The 17,578-nt window shown below is 67.6% G+C and carries 14 protein-coding genes; 7 read left to right on the forward strand and 7 right to left on the reverse strand.

From position 1 onward, the window contains the following. Positions 1 to 38: 38 nt before the first annotated feature. Positions 39 to 5,351 carry an AAA domain-containing protein gene (locus tag G3I17_RS41505; RefSeq protein WP_164594499.1) on the reverse strand — a complete coding sequence of 1,771 codons (5,313 nt, stop codon included), beginning with the start codon at positions 5,349 to 5,351 and terminating at the stop codon, positions 39 to 41. Next, a complete protein-coding gene (locus G3I17_RS04895) occupies positions 5,348 to 6,532 on the reverse strand; it encodes a M48 family metalloprotease (RefSeq protein WP_164594500.1) in 1,185 nt (394 codons plus the stop codon). Before G3I17_RS04895 ends, G3I17_RS41505 begins: the two co-directional genes overlap by 4 nt. Positions 6,533 to 6,697: 165 nt before the next feature. Here G3I17_RS04895 and G3I17_RS04900 point away from each other — a divergent pair, with 165 nt between their 5' ends. After that, positions 6,698 to 7,654, forward strand: coding sequence for an FkbO/Hyg5 family chorismatase (locus tag G3I17_RS04900; RefSeq protein ID WP_164594502.1), 957 nt, complete (start codon positions 6,698 to 6,700; stop codon positions 7,652 to 7,654). Here the strand turns inward: G3I17_RS04900 and G3I17_RS04905 are convergent. Further along, positions 7,648 to 8,085 (reverse strand): amidohydrolase family protein, encoded by a 438-nt coding sequence (locus G3I17_RS04905; protein ID WP_164594504.1) that lies wholly within the window; start codon positions 8,083 to 8,085, stop codon positions 7,648 to 7,650. The two genes, G3I17_RS04900 and G3I17_RS04905, sit on opposite strands and share 7 nt — an antisense overlap. Before the next feature lie 81 nt (positions 8,086 to 8,166). Between G3I17_RS04905 and G3I17_RS04910 the strand changes: the two genes are divergently transcribed. The 3 genes from G3I17_RS04910 (at position 8,167) to G3I17_RS04920 (ending at position 10,942) form a co-directional block, all read left to right on the forward strand. Beyond that, the gene (locus tag G3I17_RS04910) at positions 8,167 to 8,787 is read left to right on the forward strand and encodes a hypothetical protein (protein WP_164594506.1); all 621 of its coding nucleotides are present in this window, start codon (positions 8,167 to 8,169) and stop codon (positions 8,785 to 8,787) included. A 125-nt stretch (positions 8,788 to 8,912) separates the two neighbouring features. Further along, positions 8,913 to 9,602: a response regulator transcription factor gene (locus tag G3I17_RS04915; protein WP_164594508.1), complete on the forward strand. Its 690-nt coding sequence runs from the start codon at positions 8,913 to 8,915 to the stop codon at positions 9,600 to 9,602. Positions 9,603 to 9,604: 2 nt separating this feature from the next. Beyond that, positions 9,605 to 10,942 carry a HAMP domain-containing sensor histidine kinase gene (locus G3I17_RS04920; protein WP_164594509.1) on the forward strand — a complete coding sequence of 446 codons (1,338 nt, stop codon included), beginning with the start codon at positions 9,605 to 9,607 and terminating at the stop codon, positions 10,940 to 10,942. A gap of 54 nt (positions 10,943 to 10,996) precedes the next feature. On the opposite strand, the gene G3I17_RS04925 is transcribed toward G3I17_RS04920, so the two are convergent. Further along, positions 10,997 to 11,602, reverse strand: coding sequence for a DUF6790 family protein (locus G3I17_RS04925; RefSeq protein ID WP_239062208.1), 606 nt, complete (start codon positions 11,600 to 11,602; stop codon positions 10,997 to 10,999). Between the two features lie 58 nt (positions 11,603 to 11,660). On the opposite strand from G3I17_RS04925, the gene G3I17_RS04930 reads away from it, so the two are divergent. Continuing rightward, the gene (locus G3I17_RS04930) at positions 11,661 to 12,080 is read left to right on the forward strand and encodes a MarR family transcriptional regulator (RefSeq protein ID WP_164594511.1); all 420 of its coding nucleotides are present in this window, start codon (positions 11,661 to 11,663) and stop codon (positions 12,078 to 12,080) included. 123 nt (positions 12,081 to 12,203) lie between these two features. Here the strand turns inward: G3I17_RS04930 and G3I17_RS04935 are convergent, their stop codons facing one another. Together G3I17_RS04935 and G3I17_RS04940 are read right to left on the reverse strand one after the other, a co-directional pair. Further along, complete coding sequence (locus G3I17_RS04935; RefSeq protein ID WP_164594514.1) at positions 12,204 to 12,917, reverse strand: hypothetical protein; 714 nt, start codon at positions 12,915 to 12,917, stop codon at positions 12,204 to 12,206. A 42-nt stretch (positions 12,918 to 12,959) separates the two neighbouring features. Continuing rightward, on the reverse strand, positions 12,960 to 14,798 hold the full coding sequence (locus G3I17_RS04940) for a DNA/RNA non-specific endonuclease (protein ID WP_164594516.1): 1,839 nt from the start codon (positions 14,796 to 14,798) through the stop codon (positions 12,960 to 12,962). A gap of 352 nt (positions 14,799 to 15,150) precedes the next feature. Here G3I17_RS04940 and G3I17_RS04945 point away from each other — a divergent pair, with 352 nt between their 5' ends. After that, positions 15,151 to 15,807: a hypothetical protein gene (locus G3I17_RS04945; RefSeq protein ID WP_164594517.1), complete on the forward strand. Its 657-nt coding sequence runs from the start codon at positions 15,151 to 15,153 to the stop codon at positions 15,805 to 15,807. Positions 15,808 to 15,973: 166 nt separating this feature from the next. On the opposite strand, the gene G3I17_RS04950 is transcribed toward G3I17_RS04945, so the two are convergent. Continuing rightward, a complete protein-coding gene (locus G3I17_RS04950) occupies positions 15,974 to 16,954 on the reverse strand; it encodes an NmrA/HSCARG family protein (protein ID WP_164594519.1) in 981 nt (326 codons plus the stop codon). Positions 16,955 to 17,051: 97 nt separating this feature from the next. Here G3I17_RS04950 and G3I17_RS04955 point away from each other — a divergent pair, with 97 nt between their 5' ends. Then, entirely contained in the window at positions 17,052 to 17,543 is a 492-nt protein-coding gene (locus G3I17_RS04955) for a MarR family transcriptional regulator (RefSeq protein WP_164594521.1), read from the forward strand. Positions 17,544 to 17,578 lie beyond the last annotated feature (35 nt).

Raw genomic sequence — 17,578 nt, forward strand, 5'->3', positions numbered from 1 at the left:
GACGGGGCTGCCGGTGCGGGCGTGGGCGTGGGCGTGGGTTAGTTGTCGGTGGGGCGGTTGAGGGTGTCGAGTAGGCGGGCTAGTACTGCGTCTGGGTTGGCGGTCCAGTCGCCGGTGAGGACGTGGTGGGTTCGCCAGCCGCCGGTGGTGAGGGCGCGGGGGTGGGTGGTCAGGCGCTCGAGGAGGGTGTCGGCGGCGATTCGGTCGGGGGTGTCTACCAGTACTGCGAGTTGGTGCCCGTTGTCATTGGGGCGGCGCAGGGCCAGGTCGCAGCGGAAGACCGATTCGCCGACCTCCGTTTTGACGACAACCCCTTCTGCTCGAAGGCGCTCGGCCAGTTGCTCGATCACCGCGGACTTCGGTGTCTTCGGATGGCCTCCTGCAAGCCTGGTCGGGCCAGTACCGGCAGGGCCGCCGCGGGTGAGGGCGGCTTGGGTGGCTTCGGGGTTGGCTTGGGAGACTGCGTTGGCGTAGGCGAGGAAGCGGCGCAGGGTGTTGGCGCCGTCGTTGTAGGTGTTGGTGATGGCTTCTGGTTCGATGCTGCTGACGATGACCATGTGCTGGCGGGCGCGGCTGAAGATGACGTTCAGGCGTTTCTCGCCGCCGGAGGTGTTGATCGGGCCGAAGTTCATCAGCATCCGGCCGTCGGGGCCGGCCGCGTAGCAGACGCTCATGATGATGATGTCGCGCTCGTCGCCCTGGATGTTCTCCAGGTTCTTCACGAACAACCCGGCGTCCTGCTCGTCGCGCGTACGCACCTGCTCGGCCTCGTACCGCGCGCCGAACTCCGGATCGCTGTCGGCCAACTCGTCCAGCGCCCGCTCGATCTCGCCCTGCTGTGCCTCCGAGAACGCCACGATGCCGAGACTCTTGCCAGTGTCGCGTGCCAGGATCTCGCGAACCAGCCCGGCGATCCACCTTGCCTCAGCGGGGTTCGTCCGTCGTACATAGATGCCGTCGGCAACCCGTACTGCGGTGATGCTGCCCGCGAGCATCCCGTCGACCACCTCCGAGACCTGGGAGGGCAGCTCGTCGCCGGCGCGGACTGTCCACGGTGGCGCGGGATGGGCGGGCAGGCGATCTGGGATAGTGGCGAGCCGTCCTTGGTAGAAGGCCGCGTTGCTGAACGAGATCAAGGCCTCGGAACGGCTCCGGTAGTGCCAGGTCAGCATGGTCGACGCGAGCCGCAGCGCGCTGATCGCCAGGAAGCTGTCGTCCGACAGCGCGACGCCGATGTGCTCGGCCTCGTCGTCAGGGTCCGCGGCCGGGGTGGTGACGCGGAAGTACTGGGTGGGCGGCAGCTGCATCTGGTCGCCGACGACGATCACCTGAGGTGCTCGGTGCAGCGCGGGAATCGCTTCCTCGATGGGGATCTGGCTCGCCTCGTCGTAGATCACCACGTCGAAGGAGGTGTCGAGCGGCAACGTGTCCGAGACCGACGACGGGCTCATCAGCCAGACCGGGCGCAGCCGTGAGACGACCTCGCCGGGGGCGCCGGAGGCGAGATCGCGGATCGACTTGTAGCGCATCACCTTGCCGAACTCGTGCTCCAGTTCGCGCCGCCCGGCGCTGAACGTCTTCTTCCGCGCGCGATCCTCCGCTGACATGCCCGTCACGCTCGCCTCGGAGTGCGCCAGCTCGCTCAAGAACCGCCGCCGCACGCCGCCCACTACCACGTCGGCGTTGATCGTCGTCAGCTCGTCGTACACCACACTCAACTCACCGACAATCGAGTCCAGCCGCGCCGAAGTCACCTCACTCAGCAACGGCGTCGCCGCCCGGGCCCGCTCCCATCGCAACGCACAAACCGCGTACTCCAACTGCTCAGGAGTAGCTTCCAGCCCCCGTACTGCGATCTGAGCCGATGCCGGCGTCTCGCTCAACCGCCGCATCACCGAAACCAGCCGCTGAACCACCGGTACCACCTCGGGCGACGCCAGCACTCCAACAATCTCCCGGACATCAGCGAGCGTCTGCTCGCAGTACCCCTCAACCAGAAGTCGCCCCGCGACCTCCTCGGCCTCCTGCAACACCCGAGCAACCCGAGCCAGCCCAGCCACAACTCCCACTCCAGCAAACGGCGAAGTCGCGGGAGAAAGGCGAGTCGTCCCATCCGTCCCCGCGGCTGGGGTCGGGGCGGCTGCGCCGCTGACATGCGCGGTCGCTTCACCCACGGTGGCGTTTGTGCTGCCGGGGTTCGGGGTGAAGGCTGCGGTGTCGGGGGTTGGGGTGGTTTGGGGTGCGGTCGGAATGGGGCGGGCGAGTGCGGGCGGGGTGGGGTTGGTGGGCTCGGGGGTTGTGGTTTGCCAGGGGGTGAGGGTTGGGTCTTGGGTTAGGGATTGGAGGGTTTGGGACAGGGCCGTTGGGTTTGGGGCGCCCCAGTTGTGGAGGGCTTTTTCGGCGTTTGCTGTGGTTGCGGCGGTGGCGTTGTGGGCGGCGACGAGGGTGGTGAGGAGTTCTGTTGCCGATGGGCGGATCGCTCGGTGGGAGGCGTCGAAGCGGTTGTGGACCAGGGACTTCACTCGTCGCCAGTCGCCGGAGAGGAAGGAGAGCAGGCCGCCTTCTTTGCTCTGGGCAACGGTTAGGGCTGAGCGGGCGTCGGCTGCGGACAGCGGGTCGGTCCAGCCTGCAGCCTCCTCCCAGGCAGCGCGCTCGGTTGCCAGCAGCGCCTCGTGCTCAGCCGCGACCAGACGGAGCTCTCGAGCCGCTGCGGAGCTGCTGTCGAGTGCCTCGCCCTTTCCGCGCTCGACGAGGGGGAGCATGACCACCCCGACCTCTCCGAGCCGGCGCACAACCGCGATCTCGACATTGCCCCAGCCGTCGGGGGCAGACAGACCGGTGGCTGTGAGGGCTTCGGCGACCGCCGACCAAGCGTCGCGGGCTTCCGTGGCGATGGCGGGGATCTCCGCGTCCGCACCTGGCGCCGACCAGACGGCAGGGGTGATGAGGCTCAAGGGGCTTCGGGCTAGGACGCCGCCGCTGGCCGGATCAGCGGCGGCCAGCCCGGACGCCAGCTCGCCGATGACTTCCCGTGCCTCCCACCAATCGGCCGGTGACGGGATCAGCTTGCGTTGCGACGGCTTCAGCGCTGAACCCCACTCGGACGAGCGCAACTCGGCCAGGGTGTTCACGACGGTCCGGAGCGAAGGTGACTCGCCCGCCAGTTGCGTCTCGAAGGCGCCGACGGTGGCGAGCAGGCGATCTACCCGGGCCACCAGCGCGTCTCGGCGTACGGTCAGGTCGTCGAGATCGTCCGAGGCGGCCAGCCAGGACTCATACGTGTTGCGCAAACCGTGCACGAAGGCCTTCTTGTCGGCCTGGGAGTCGTGGATCAGCGTGCACAGCCCGTCGAGCCGGCGGCTCACCAGCCGGGCGTGGACGACGTCGAGCGCCGCGCGCTTCTGGCAGACGAACAGCACCCGCTGACCGCGCGCCACGAAGTCCGCGATCATGTTGGTGATCGTCTGCGACTTGCCCGTCCCCGGTGGGCCTTGGATCACGAAGCTCTCGCCGCGCTGAGCCCGCGCCACCGCCGCCACCTGCGATCCGTCCGCAGGCACCACCAGATGCCGCGCCGCCGTCGGCAGCTCGGGCGGGTCGCTCACCAGCGGCCGCGGCCGATCCGAGAACAGTTGGTCGAACGACGGACACGACCGACCGGTCTGGAGCAGCTCGTCGTAGTCGCGCACGAGCCCGAGCGTCCGGTAGTTGAAGTTCGCCAACGCGACCGCGCATAGATCGACGTCCCACGAGTACGGACTGCCGTCGTCGCCCGTCTCCAGGACGTAGCTGTCGGTCTCGATAGCGCCCGGCCGGCGAGGCTGGCCCAACACAACACTCAGTGGCAACTCCTGCACGGCCAGCTGATTGCGGAAGATCTGCACTCCCAGCGGCTGGTAGTCCGGCCGCCGGTAGGAGTACGAGTAGTGCCGTCCGCCGAACTCGTTCGCCGTGTTCCCGTGCTGCCTCCGGCGGTAGTTCCGCAGTTTCACCATCGCGCGCTGGCGGACGAGGTCGATCCGCGGTTTCGCCCGCAGCTGCAGCTGCAGCCCTGGCTCCGACGCCTGAAGCTCGGCCCGCAACCGCTCGTGCAGTACGCCGATCGCGTCCGGCTCGCTGAGGTCGATCTTGTCCGGCAGGTTGATCCCGTAGAGCTGGTGCAGGTGGTGCCGCAGCGTCGGGTTGATCTCGGCGACCGGATCGGTGATCCGCAGCGTGTACGAATCGCGCACGCCGCGCTTCTTCGCGAGCTCTACCTTCACGAGCACCAGCGGAGAGGTCAGCCGGGTCGCCGGGTCGTTCTTCAGATCGTGCCAGCGCAGGAACGCCGGTACGAGCCGCAGCTGGTCCTGCCCGTACTCCGCGCGGTCGCGCCTGGCCGTCGAGATCAGCTTGTCCAGTGCGCCCGCGGCGTACGGGGCTTCGTCGTACCTGACCCATTTGCCGAGCGGATGCGCTTGGCCGTCGACCAGCTGAGGAGCGAGGTCGGTGTTCCAGGTGAAGAGCTGCTCGGCGCGGATGTTGCGCACGTCGAGCATCAGCGGGACGGAGACCTCGGTCAGGTTGACCGTCTGGGCGGTGTGCCGGAAGCTGACCAGGCGATTGCGCCGGGAGAGGTCGAAGAGCCTGTCCCGCAGGGATTTCAGCACCGCCTCGCGGCGATCCGCGGTATCGCGCGTGATCGCGTCGACGTCGAAGTCGAGCGGCTGATCCCGATAGTTCTCCAGCTGCTCGATCAGCGAGCGCAGGTCCTGGGCGCGGTGATGGCGGTCGGGCTCGGCCATCTGCGACGCCACCGAGACGATCACCGGGTGCAGTGTCCCGGTCAACCGGTGGAAGTTGCCTCGGGCATCGATCAGCCGGGCGACGTCCTCCGTCCGGGACAGGTCGAGCCCACAGCCGAGCCCGATCAGGAGTTGGCCGAGGCTGAAGATGTCGGTCAGTGGGTCGTGGTGGCCGAGCACGTGCTCCCAGCTCTGCCAACCTGGCACGAGGACCGGCGCGGTGATGGCCTCAGGCACCGGCTCGGTCACTTGAACCGAGCTGCGCCCGCCGCTCTCACCGAGATCCAGCTCGACCTCCCGGCGCGCGACGACCTCGACCGCCGACGCCCGATGCCCTTCCCTGGCAGCGATTTCGGCTGCCTGAATCAGCGGTCGCGACGCATCCTCGGGAGCGAAGCCGAGTCTGGTCCGGTCGTCGACGGTGATCCGCTCGAGCCCACGCAGGGGCGCGACCAGCCCGCGCTCGTGCACCTCGGCAGTGGCATGGAACAACGGCAGCACGGCCGCGAGCAACGCATCATTGCCGAGCCCGCCTTGGGAGACCGCCAGCGCGACGAGATCCTTCATGGCGTCACCGCCCGGGTCAGCTCGGCCCGCCGCTGATCGCTCCAGCCCAACTCGTCGTCGGCCAGATCGTCGTACTCCGGAAGCCCTGCGCGCCGGGCCAAAGCCATCGACGCGATCAGCCCGTCATCACCGAGCTCGGGATCGGCCGTCGCGAGATCGAGCAAGAGATAGCAGAGGTACTGCCGTGTCGCACCCGTCAACGCGCGCGGCCGGGGGATCGGCGCACCGTCGACAGGGCGGATCGCCAACGGTTCGTCAAAACGCGGAACCGCACCACCCGGTACGCCGAGAGGCCCGGGTGGATCCGCGAAGCCGGCCGCATAGGTGGCGACCGTGTCCGTGCGCAGGCCCTCCGTCTGAGCGATGTGCGCGGCGAAGTCCATGCTCAGCTCGCGCAGCAACCCGGCATCCAGCAGATCCGGCGCGTCCACGTCGAGCGGCCCGGTGAGCAGTACTTCGACGTCTTCCCCGGCGAGCCAGTTCTGCAGTGCCCAGGCGCGAGCAACTCCTTCGGGGTGACTCGTCCCGCGACTGCCGGTGCTCAAATCAAGCTCACCAGCTTGGCGGAGATAGGCGGCCGGGTCGACGGAACCCAGTCCCGTTTGGATCTTCAGCAGCGCGCGCACCGTAGTACTGAGGTCTCCGCAGGCGACGAGTGCGCCTCGGTCGGCGAACAGCTCACCCGCCATCACCCAGCGGCGATGGGTCTCCAAGTACTGCGCGGGTGTGCGTGCGTCAGCCGCGGCTGCGTCGAGCAATCGGTCGACCGCGAGGAAGGCGCCGTCCTCGAGAGTCCACAGCACTCGATGCGCCAGCTCGTGCCCGCAGACCGCGGTCAACTCATCCGGATCCAGCCGCTCCAGCAACGGGCCCTCGAACAGGATCACCGCCCGCGCCCCTTGATGCAGCAAGGAGGCGTTGGGCTGCCCGACACCCTGAGCCTGGAAGTACTCGATCTCCACCTGAAGACCGAGCGCCTCCGCAGCCCGCCGCCCCGCCTCGTGCAGCTCCGCGTGACTCGCCGCCTCCAGTCGGTACGTGTTCCGCAGCAGCGCGTCGCTCAGCTCGTCGTCGCTTGCCTCCCCGTCCCGCAAGGCCGCCCAGGCGCGCTCATCCACCCGGCGTACTTGCGAAAGCACGGCCCGGTGATACCCCAGCGCTCCAAGCGATATCTCAACCACAACGTCACCCTAACGAGCCCTACGGACAAAAAGTTCTCCAGCGGTTTCAGCCGCAGGATTTCAGTCAGGTCCGTAGTGGTGAAGCAGCCCGCAACGACCGGCCGGAGAATTTTGGCCGGCGGGTACGTTCGGTGACTCCAGGCGGCTGACGAAGGACGGATCCGGGTGCCCGAGCGACTGAACTGCGTTGTCGGTGACGTGAGCGGTGTCGAGCATCCCCTCGGGATCATCTGGCATACCGCGCCGGGAGCGGGCAGTGCGACCGCGATCGCCGCGGAGCCCGCGAAGGCACCGCTCGTCCGGCTGCCCGACGTGCTCGACCCGGCCGGGTCCTTCGCCGAGGTCTGGACGACGGGCCGGCCGGTCGTGGCGGGGGAGTTCGACGACGTGGTCTACGGCCACGACGGCGAGTACGCGTTCTGCGCAGTACAGGTTCCGCCCGCCGACAGGTATGCGCCGGGAGTCCGCGATGCCTACCTGAGCGCACTCCTCGCAATGGCCGATCTCGGCTATCCGCACGTGTTCCGGATCTGGAACACGGCCTCGCGGATCAACGAGTCCAACGCCGACGGCCTGGAGATCTACCAGGACTTCTGCCGCGGCCGCGCCGAGGCCTTCGACCTGTCGCCCATCCGGCTGGCCGGCCTGCCTGCCGGCACCGTAGTCGGCGGACATGGCGACGGCATCGTCCTCTATCTGTTGGCTCGCCGCACCAGCCCGCACCTAGCCATCGAGAACCCCCAGCAGACCCCCGCCTACCGCTACCCGCAACAGTACGGCCCTCGCTCGCCGGCCTTGGCGAGAGCGGCCCGGGACGGCGGTCAGCTCTACCTCTCCGGTACTGCGGCCATCCTGGGCCACGGAACCGTGCATCGCGCAGACATCGCCGCCCAGTGCCGCACCACCTTCGACAACCTGACCGCCTTGGTCTCCTCGCAAGGCGCCGACCTCTCCGCCCTGCGCACGGTCAAGGTCTACGTCCGCCACGAGTCGGACCTGGAGACCGTCCAAGGCCTCTGCCGGCAGACCTTCGCCCCCGACGCCCAGCTCGTCTACCTCGTGATCGATCTCTGCCGCTCCGACCTCCTCGTCGAGATCGAGGCCGTCGGCAACCTTCAGTGAGCCCGGATACCGCGCAGATAAACAGCCTGAGGAGTCCTCAACGCAATGATGTCGTTGGCCGGGTTGCCGAGGACAACCAAGAGGTCGGCATCCGAGCCGGGACTAAGGCGGCCCTTGCCGGGGAGGCTGAGAGCAGTGGCGGCATGAAGGGTGGCGGTGCTGAGCGCCGCGGTGAGTGATACGCCGCCGTCGACCAGGCCGATGACCGCTCCCGGCAGGGCGCCCAGTTCGCCGTTGCAACAGAGGTGGACGTGAGCGTCGATCAGCCCTGGTAGTACGGTGCAGCCGTCGAAGCGGATCAGCTCGCCGCCGGGCGGCGCAGTACCGGCTGGTCCGACGCTGACGATCCGCTCGCCGTCGACGACGACCATCACCCCGCCGCCCGAGTACTGCTCCCCGTCGAACACGCCGTCGGCGGCGATCGCGATCATCCACCGACAGTACTGGCGCCGTGCGTGTCAGGTCAGTCGGACTGGGGCATTGGAGGGGATAACCGATCGAGGAGATGACCCGTGAAGCTCTACTCCGATGTGGGTGTGCAGCGGTTCGGACAGGTGTTCGGGGACCTGTTGCTGCTGGGCTGGATCGCGTTCTGTACCGCACTCGGCCTGACCGTCTTCAAGATCACCAACGCGCTCGGGTATCCCGGTCGCAAGACAGCCGAGGCCGGCGACGGGCTGGCGGCGGACCTGCACAAGTTCTCGGAGCCGGTGGGCAAGGTACCCGCGGTCGGCGACCAGTTGCGGGCACCGATCGACGGCGCCGCCGGCGCCGCCTCGAAACTGGCTGAGGCAGGACGGGATCAGGCGCATGCCGTCGAGCAGTTGGCCTATCTACTGGCCGGGGTGACGATCGGATTGCCGGTCCTGTTCGCGCTGCTGATCTGGCTTCCTCGGCGGATCAGGTTCTCCCGCCGGGCGACGGCCGCGCGCAAGTTCATCGACAACGCCGCCGACCTCGACCTGTTCGCGCTCCGGGCGCTGGCCAACCAGCCGATGCACAAGCTCGCGAAGATCTCCGACGACCCGGTGACCGCCTGGCGCGAGGGTGATTCGGCCGTCATCACCCGACTCGCCGACCTCGAACTCCGCAGTACCGGCCTGAGATTGCCCCTGCCGGCGGTCGACAGCTGAGCCCCCGGACCGCCACCACACACCAACCCCGGGTCAGGCTCGCGGCCGCCGCCTAGCCCAGCGGGGAGGGGCGCGAGGGTCGGAGGTTGATGGGTGGTGGGGGTCCGGGCACTACGCTCGACCTCATGGCGAGGGTGTTGCTGGTCGAGGACGATGACGCGATCCGGACGTCGCTGAGCAAGTCGCTCACGGCGGCCGGGCATGCCGTCACGGCGCTGGCCAGTGGCGCCGAGGGGGTCGCGGCGGCCGCTCGCGACAAGCCCGAGGTGATGCTGCTCGATCTCGGGCTGCCCGATCTCGACGGCAGGGACGTGCTCGCGATGGTCCGCGCCGTCAGCGACGTGCCGGTGATCGTCGCGACCGCCCGGGACGACGACGCGAGCGTGGTGCGGCTGCTCGATGCCGGCGCCGACGACTATGTGATCAAGCCGTTCAGCTCCGCCCAGATCGACGCGAGAATCCGGGCCGTGCTGCGCCGGGGCGGGCCTGATCAGCAGGGCGAATCGATGCTCAGCCTCGGCGCGCTCTCCATCGACCCGCGCAGCCGCGAGGTGACCGTCGACGGCTTGCCCGTCGACCTGACGCGCAAGGAGTTCGACCTGCTGCTCGCCTTGTCGCGGCGGGCGGGCGCCGTCGTGACGAAACGCGAGCTGCTGGCCGAGGTCTGGGGCCTGCCCTGGGGAGGCGGCGACCGTACGGTCGACGTCCACCTCTCCTGGCTGCGCCGCAAACTCGGTGAGACCGCCGCTGAGCCACGCTTTCTGCACAGCGTCCGTGGTGTCGGCGTGAAGCTCGCGTCGCCGGAAGTGAGCTGACGATGCGCCGCCGGATCCTGCTGCTCTCGGTCGGCATGACCACGCTGGTCGTGCTCGCGTTCGCCATCCCGCTGACCATCCTGATGCGGAACGCGATCGCCGACGATTCCCTCAAGACCGCCCGCCTTCGCGCCGTGAACGTCGCCTATTACGTCGGCGACAAAGACCACACGGCGGCCGACATCCAGGCGTACATCGACGACGTCAAGAAGGACGGAGTAGGCAACATCTCCGTCCGGATGCCCGACGGTACGACGCTCGGCGATCCGCCGCCCGGTGGTGTCGCGGCGCCCAAGCCGACACCCATAGGAGACGGCGATGGCGATGACGGTGGCGAGCATGGCCCGCCGAAGGTGTCGGACGCGACGTTCCGCAGCGTCGGCAGCGGCAAGGCGACCGAGATCAGCGTCGGCAGTCAGGCCGGCCCTGCCTCGGTCTGCCTCTACCTGACAGCCGACGAGCTGTACGACGGCCTGCTGTCGCGCATCCTCATCCTGCTCGGCGGCAGCCTGCTCGTCTTGCTGCTCAGCGTCCTCGGCGCAGAACTCGTCTCCCGCCGCCTGGCCCGCCCGCTGGAAGAAACAGCCCGTACTGCGGAACGCCTGGCCAGCGGTGACGTGGATGCGCGAGCACCGACCACCGGGCCGGCCGAGGTGGCCAAAGTCGGCGCCGCCCTCAACGGACTCGCCGATCGCATCGACGAGGTCATCGCGGTCGAGCGCGAAGCCGTCGCCGACCTGTCCCACCGGCTCCGCACTCCGCTGACCGCGCTCCGGTTGCAGGTCGAAGCGCTGCCGGACCGCGAGCGGGCCGAGGAGCTCAACACCCAGGTCAACAGCCTCGAGCGCACGCTGACCGCCGTGATCAGCGCAGCCCGCCGGCCACAACGCGAAGGCCGCGTACCCCACTGCGACGCGGTCGAGGTGACCCGCGCGCGTGCCGCCTTCTGGGCACCCCTCTTCGAGGACCAAGGCCGCGACCTCGTACTGGACCTGGTTCAGCCGCCGGCCATGGTCCGGGCCTCAGCAGACGACCTGGCCGCAGCTCTCGACGCCCTGGTTGAGAACGTCGTAGCCCACACGCCGGACGGCACTCCAGCCCGCATCACGCTGACCCGCCAACCCGTTGGCAGCAGCAACGGAGTACTGATCGTCGTGACCGACGAAGGCCCCGGTATCCCACTCGGAGCAGGCGAACGAGGCCGCAGCGACCGAGGCTCCACCGGCCTCGGCCTCGACATAGCCCGCCGCTGTGCCGAAGCCGCCGGCGGCCGCCTGACCATCCACCCCAACCACCCCACCGGCTCCTCAGTCCACCTGACGCTGGCGGCCCCTAGATAGGGCTTTGCCGCCCTTGTTCGCCGTGCCGAAGGCGCCCGCCAGACGCTATTGAGGTCAGCCGACCGGAATCCGCTGCGCCGGCTTCCTGCTCGCCGATCGCGAGGCGGCGGACTGCTCGGCGCTGGACTGCTCGGCGTCGGACAGTTCGTTGGACAGTTCGGCGTTGGACAGGCGCTGCGAGCGGCGGGCGAGGATGATCATCACCGCGGGGATGAGCAGGTCGTAGATCAGGACTCCGCCGCCGTTGCCGGGTGCGTGGTTGCCGTTGGCGAACCATTGGTACAGGTGGCCGATCACCGCGCCCCACAAGAACATGCCGGCGCCGAGGCCGATGGTGATGCGCTCCCTGGCCGAGGCTGACGGCGACGCGGCGCGCAAGCCCATGACCGCGAGCGCGAGGTTGGCGAACGCGATCTCGAACTCGAACGGGGTCCGGTCGAAGCCGATCCCGGTGGCCATCACGTCCGGGATCGCGACGAACGAGATCGTCAGCCACACGCTCCCGCAGGTGAGCGCGCCGATGGCCCACCACCGTTGCCAGGTCTCCAGCGTCGCTCGGGCCGACGGGCTGTGCCGGGTGCGGATCAGTGCGCCGACGGCCGCCACCAGCAGCCAGAGCAAGGGAAATGCGGACTGTGCGAGGTACGAGAGTGTGTTCATGTGATCGAGTCTTGCATGGTTAATATTAACTGCGCAAGATTGAGGTATGCTCGGCACTGTGGATGACGGACTCGCTGACCTGCTGCATCGCGTGGTGTTCCTGCTCGGAGAGGCCGCGCGGCAGCGTGGTGACGATCCCGGCGGTCTGACCTACAGCCAGCTGCGGCTGCTGGGCACGCTGGAAGACATTCAGCCGGTGACCCAGCACCGGCTGGCGCAGGCCTTGCTGGTCTCCGACCCGGCGGTCAGCCGGGCGCTGGGCCCGCTGGAGGCGGCCGGGCTGGTACAGGTCCGCCCCGATCCCGAGCATGGCCGGCGCCGCCTGGTCACCATCACCGAAGCCGGCCGCAAAGCCTTCCACGATGGCGGAAAACCGCTCTACGACCAGCTCCGAACCTTCCTACTCGAAGCAGACTTCCCCTACGACCGCTACCTACGCGATACCGCCCAACTGGCCCAACTCCTCAAGCCCTCGTGAGGAAGAACCTCAACGCCTCCGGTGTGTCGACTGAGGCGGGCGACGGCATACATGTGTTCAGGCCAAAACAGGCAGCTCAGGACACCCCGTGCAGGTGTCGTCGATCTGATCATGCAGGAGCGGTCACCTCGCGCTCGGCGATGGGACAACGCTGCGGTCGTCGATCACTTCGCCGTCCTTGGGGAGTACGAGGAGTCGCCGCGGCTGGGGACACTGAGCGGTCGGCACCAGTACTACCTCGATGCCGGCGTCGGAAGAGCTCATCGCGACCACGGGGACGCCGCTTGTGCTTGCCGCGGCGGCAGCGCAGTCCTCGCCGAGCCGCTGCTCAAGCGCCGTCCTGCCGGGGGCAGTGAGGATCAGATGGGCCGCCACAAGCCGCTGCCCCACAACAACGTCGTCGGCTTTCGCCGGTGGATTGGCAGCCCAGGCGAAGGTGACGAATCCAAGAGCGGCCAGCACGGACAGGGCCAGGACGGTCCAGGAGGCGTTCCGATACCGCCGACGAGTCCTGAGGAACTTGTCCAGCTGGGCGACCCGCAACAGCGCCGTCCGATACTCCGTCAGCTTGCCGTCAACGACTTCGAGCTGCGCCTTGTACCGCGCGTGTTCTGCCTCCAGCTCTGTCCGCTTGACCTCGTCCGCCTCGCCGACCGAAGCCAAGTGAGTCTCGTACTCCTGGTCCTTGAGCTGGTAGAACACTTTGCGTAGTTTGCCGAGCTCGGCCGTCAGCCCTTCGAGACTTTCCCTACCACGGTGCAAGGTGGTGTCGTCGCGGACTTGGGCGCAGAGCTGAGCGTCCAGGCCCTTACGGCTATCAGTCGCGGCCAGCTTCATGAGTCGGCTGAAGTCGGAAGGCGCTCTGAGGCGCCGATGCTGCTAGGTCCAGACGATTTCTGACAGGCTTACCAGCGGAGGGCGCGGGCCGACTGCTTCGGGGAGCGCGGGGGCGGTGTCGGCTGAGTGGATGGCTGCGGGGAACTGCACGTCGGTGCGGTTCTCCAGTTCCGCGACCGGCAGCTGGAACACCCGGAACTCGTCCAGCTCCAGCGACTCCAGCTGATCGAGGTTCTGCGTCAGCAGGAACGCGCTCGCCTTCAGGACGCCGGCCTCGGCGAACACGATGACCTTCCAGAACTCCCGGGGGATCTTCACGCCGCGGAAGACCCGGTCGTCCGCTCCGAAGACGGGGCCGCCGTACACGCTTACCCGCAGGTCGTCGACGTCGACGTCGGCGAAGACCGCGTCCTCCAGCCTGCCCCAGAGCCCGTCCCGCGAACTCTGATTGAAGTCGTCCATCTGCGGGGTGATGTTGGTGAAGAAGAACGAGTCGCGATTGGCCTGCTCCGCCTCTTCCAGCGAGCCCCAGAGCAGATCGGCCCGGCGGGCCAGATGGCCACGGTCGAGGCGGTTGTCGCGGTAGAGCTCGTCGCCGTTCTGTACTCCGGCCGGCAACCTGGGGTCCTTGACGAACGGGATGCCGGTGCGGCTGATCTTCTTGAGATCGCCGCCGTCGACGTTCCAGGCCACCCAGTGGGCGAACCCGCGACTGCGGCTCATGGTCAGGGAGAAGTGGGTGTAGTCGATCTGCGGCGAGCCATCGAGCTCGACCGCGTCGGCACTGGCCGCCGGGTCGAGTCCGGGCACTGGCAGTGGGGAGCTGAGAAAGTTCGGGTCGAAACCACCCACCGCCCCTTCGGGCTTGGCGAGAGTGATCCCAAGCTTCTGGAACAGCGATCTGGGCAGGCAGGCCAGCGCGTGCTCGTCCGGATCGCTCGCCCCTTCGCCGGCGAAGTGGATGCCCGCCAGGACCTTGCTCGGCCTGCCGTTGGCCGACTTGAACAGCCAAGCCGCTCCCGAGTCGCCACCCTTGCTGACCTCGTCGTCACTGGGCCGTTTGCCGGGATCGACACCGATCTCGAAGCCGCCGATCTCGACGACCCCGATCTGCGCGCCGTAGTTGATCTTCGCGATGGTGTCGACCCTGCGGACGATGCCGTGGGTGACCCCGGTCGTGCGGCCGCTCTTGACCACCTTGTCGCCGAGTTCCGGATCGCCGAGTTCCTCCGGCACGACGTCGAGCTCGAGGACCGACGGGTCGAGGTCGCGGCCCTCAACCCCGGCGATGGCCCCGTCCCCCGCGATCCCGAGATAGGAGCGCAGCAGCGGGCCGAGGTGATTGCGGTCCGTACGGTTGTCGTCGAACGGCCCAGGCTGCACCACGATGTCGCCCGGTTGACCATCCTCACCCTGCAGCACATGCCAGTTGCTCAGCACACACGGCCGGCCGGTCTCGGCGTCGTACACGATCGCGCCGATGGTGCCGGCGGTGATCGTCTGATGCCCCACACTCACCCCTGGGCGCAGCGGATCGATGCGGACCTTCCGCTCGTCCTGATCGGCTTCGGGGACGACCCGGAAGTCAGGGCTGTAGCTGCGCTCGATCACATCGGTCGGGATTTCGGCGCCCGCGACCGTGATCGACTTGGGGAGCTCCACGGTGCTGAGCGCGCCGAGCGCCTCTGGTTCGGCCTTGCTGTTCACGGTGAACTGGATCGAAACTTCCTTGGTCTGCTTCCCGTCACGGATCTTGTAGCCGATCCCGATCGAGGAGACGTTCGGGTCTTTCAGGTAACTCGACCCGTTGGTCCGGATGAACTCACGCAACGCGGCGGACAGTTCCGCACTGGGCGCGTCGGTATCACGCTTGGCAGCCATGCCAGTTCCCCCTCGGACGGCGTTCGGACCCCCCTCACGCCGGTCCCTCGACTGTCCCCCCACCGTCACCGGCTGTCAACGGCCCGCAGCCCCGCCCGTCGAGGCACTCCCGGGGAGGGAGTCGTTCACCCCGGGTGAGGCCGGGCCGGCTGATGCGCGGAATGCTCGGTGGCGTGACAGAACAACCCGTACCGCGGTCACTGACCGGTACGCGCAGTACTCGCCACCCGAGCACCGCTGCTGCTGTCCAGGGGTGATCACAACCTGCGACCAACGGATTAGACGATTCTCGGTCGGGCTGCTGCCAGACTCTGCGTCCATGACTGTCCAGCAACCACCCGAGACTCCGCAGATGGCGACCGTGAGCAAGGTCGTCGCTGGTGCTATCAGCTCTGTTCCGGTCGCGGGCGGTGTCGTGGCTGCGTGGTTCCAGAACTATATGGAGGCCCCCTACAGCAAGCGCTTGGAGGAGTGGCAGAAGGTCATCACGGAGGTCGTGAACGAGCTCGCGGACAAGTACAACACTCTGCCCGACGACCAGGTCCTGCTTGACGCGATGGTCAATGCCACGCGGGCTGCCCAGGCGACGCATCAGAAGGAGAAGATCGCGGCGCTGAGGAATGCCATCGTCAACTCTGTCGCCCCTGAAGCGCCGGATGCCGACGAGCAGGCCAGGTTCTTCCGGTTGGTCGACCAGTTCAGTGCGATCCACATCGTCGTCCTCAGGTTCTTGGACGAGCCCGAGGTGGCATTCAATCAGCTGGGACTCACGTGGCCATCGGGTCCTCATGACTCCCATGCGCGTCTCGGCGAGCTGCTCGATCATGTGGTTGCGGATGGCGCCAGTCGGCACGATTGGCGCGACCTCGTGATAGATGACCTAGCCAGAGCGAGGGTCGTCCTCATGTTTAGCTCTGTGGACGACATTTGGGTCCGTCCTGAGATGTCTCAGTCCTTCGTGACGGAGCTCGGTAGACGATTCTTACGTTTCGTGTCTGAGAACGAGTGAGGGAAACGTCCATCGGACGGCTCTGCCAGCCAGTGACCGCATGGATCCTGCTCCGTCTGTGCTCCGTGGGACGTTGGCAGACGGTGGCTATTGATGCGAATTGGTCAGCGGCCTCGCCGGCGACTCGGGTGTTAATGCGAGCCGCCGGTCTCAGAACCGACGATCGTCAGTTCACGGCTGCATTTACCTCGGATTGGTGCAACTTGAGCCAGGCCTCGAAGGACTGCAGGTCCGGGTTGAGTTCGCGGACCAGGTTCAGGTCGCGGTCGCCGGTGAAGCGGGTTGAGTCTTCGGCGTAGTACTGGAACATGTTGGCCATTTCGACGGCCATCGGGAAAGCGAAGCCGCGGAAGTCGTCCCAGGTGTGGGGTTGGTAGGTGACCTGCTCGCCCAGGGTGGTGCTGAGGGCTGCGGCGTATTCGTCGCCGGTCAGGTGGTCGCCGGCGATGCTGACGGTTTTGCCGACGAACTCGTCGCCGCGCTTGAAGATGCCGAGGGCGGTTTTGCCGATGTCCTCGGCTGCTATCCCGGACAGTGGCTGGTCGGCCATCGGGAGGGTCAGGATGAGCTTGCCGTCTTCGCCGCGGACGGGGCCCATGCCCTGCTTGATCGCCTCGAAGTAGAAGGTGGTCTGCAGGAACGTCGTCGGTACGCCGTACTTGGTGAACAGCACGTTGGCCTCACCCTTGGCGTCGAAGTGCGGCACCTTGTACTTGCCGTCGTCGAGGCTCGGTACCCGGTCGGTCTCGCCGAAGTGGTCGCGGGTGTCTTCCAGGGTCGACCAGATCACGTGCGCGACGCCGGCCTCCTTGGCGGCCCGGGCGGCGTTGTCGGCCTGCTCGAGCTCCATCTCCGCACGCGTTCGGGCGGCCTCTTCCTCGGGGGTCCGCTCGACCCAGTAGTTCGTCACGACGAAGGCGCCGTGCGCACCTTCGAACGCCTTCCGCAGGCTCGACTCGTCGTCGAGGTCGGCCTCGACGACCTCGGCCCCGGCGGCCACCAGCGCCTTCGACTTCTCCGACTGCGCGTTCCGGGTCAGTGCCCGTACTGCGAACCGCTGCTCAGAGTCGGCCAGGATCGCCTGGACCAGCCCGCCGCCCTGCGAACCGGTTGCTCCGACCACGGCGATGAGCTTCTTGTCTGTCATCGAAATTCTCCCTCGAAGATTTGGGTTGATGTGTCAACCTCTTTCGAGAATAGCTCGTTAGGTTGATGTGTCAACCCCGTCCGCTAGGATGGTGCCTGTGGCGAACGAACCGTGGCTCGACGACGACGAGCAGAAGGCCTGGCGCAGCTATCTGCTGATGCGCCGGACGCTGGAGACGCACCTGGCCAGGCACCTGCAGCGGGAGTTCGGCCTGTCCGAATCCGACTTCGAGATCCTGGTCAACCTGTCCGAGTCCGAGACCGGCCGGATGCGGGCCTACGAGCTGGGGGAGGCGACCCAGTGGGAGAAGAGCCGGATGTCGCACCACCTGACCCGGATGGAGAAGCGCGGGCTGATCCGCAAGGAGGCCTGTGAGGCCCGCTATCCGGAGATCGTGCTGACCGACGAGGGGCTGGCCGCGATCAAGGCCTGTGCGCCGGGGCATGCGGGCCGGGTCCGCGAGTTCTTCATCGACGTGCTCGGCAAGGACCGGGTGGCGGCGCTCGGCGAGGCCGCCGAAGACGTCGTCGAGGCGGTCGAGAAGCACCAGCGCACGGACTGCCCGCCGGAGGTCCGGGGCTGCGGCTGAGAGGGTTTCTCAGCTGAGTCTCAGCAGAACTTGAC

The sequence above is a fragment of the Streptomyces sp. SID13031 genome, from assembly GCF_010548305.1.
Taxonomy (GTDB): domain Bacteria; phylum Actinomycetota; class Actinomycetes; order Propionibacteriales; family Kribbellaceae; genus Kribbella.

Bases quoted from the DNA above. Each gene is read 5' to 3' on its own strand.
- G3I17_RS04950 (WP_164594519.1), bottom strand. From the start codon at position 16,954: ATGACAGACAAGAAGCTCATCGCCGTGGTCGGAGCAACCGGTTCGCAG.
- G3I17_RS41505 (WP_164594499.1), bottom strand. From the start codon at position 5,351: ATGAAGGATCTCGTCGCGCTGGCGGTCTCCCAAGGCGGGCTCGGCAAT.
- G3I17_RS04920 (WP_164594509.1), top strand. From the start codon at position 9,605: ATGCGCCGCCGGATCCTGCTGCTCTCGGTCGGCATGACCACGCTGGTC.
- G3I17_RS04915 (WP_164594508.1), top strand. From the start codon at position 8,913: ATGGCGAGGGTGTTGCTGGTCGAGGACGATGACGCGATCCGGACGTCG.
- G3I17_RS04945 (WP_164594517.1), top strand. From the start codon at position 15,151: ATGGCGACCGTGAGCAAGGTCGTCGCTGGTGCTATCAGCTCTGTTCCG.
- G3I17_RS04925 (WP_239062208.1), bottom strand. From the start codon at position 11,602: ATGAACACACTCTCGTACCTCGCACAGTCCGCATTTCCCTTGCTCTGG.
- G3I17_RS04905 (WP_164594504.1), bottom strand. From the start codon at position 8,085: ATGATCGCGATCGCCGCCGACGGCGTGTTCGACGGGGAGCAGTACTCG.
- G3I17_RS04935 (WP_164594514.1), bottom strand. From the start codon at position 12,917: ATGAAGCTGGCCGCGACTGATAGCCGTAAGGGCCTGGACGCTCAGCTC.
- G3I17_RS04940 (WP_164594516.1), bottom strand. From the start codon at position 14,798: ATGGCTGCCAAGCGTGATACCGACGCGCCCAGTGCGGAACTGTCCGCC.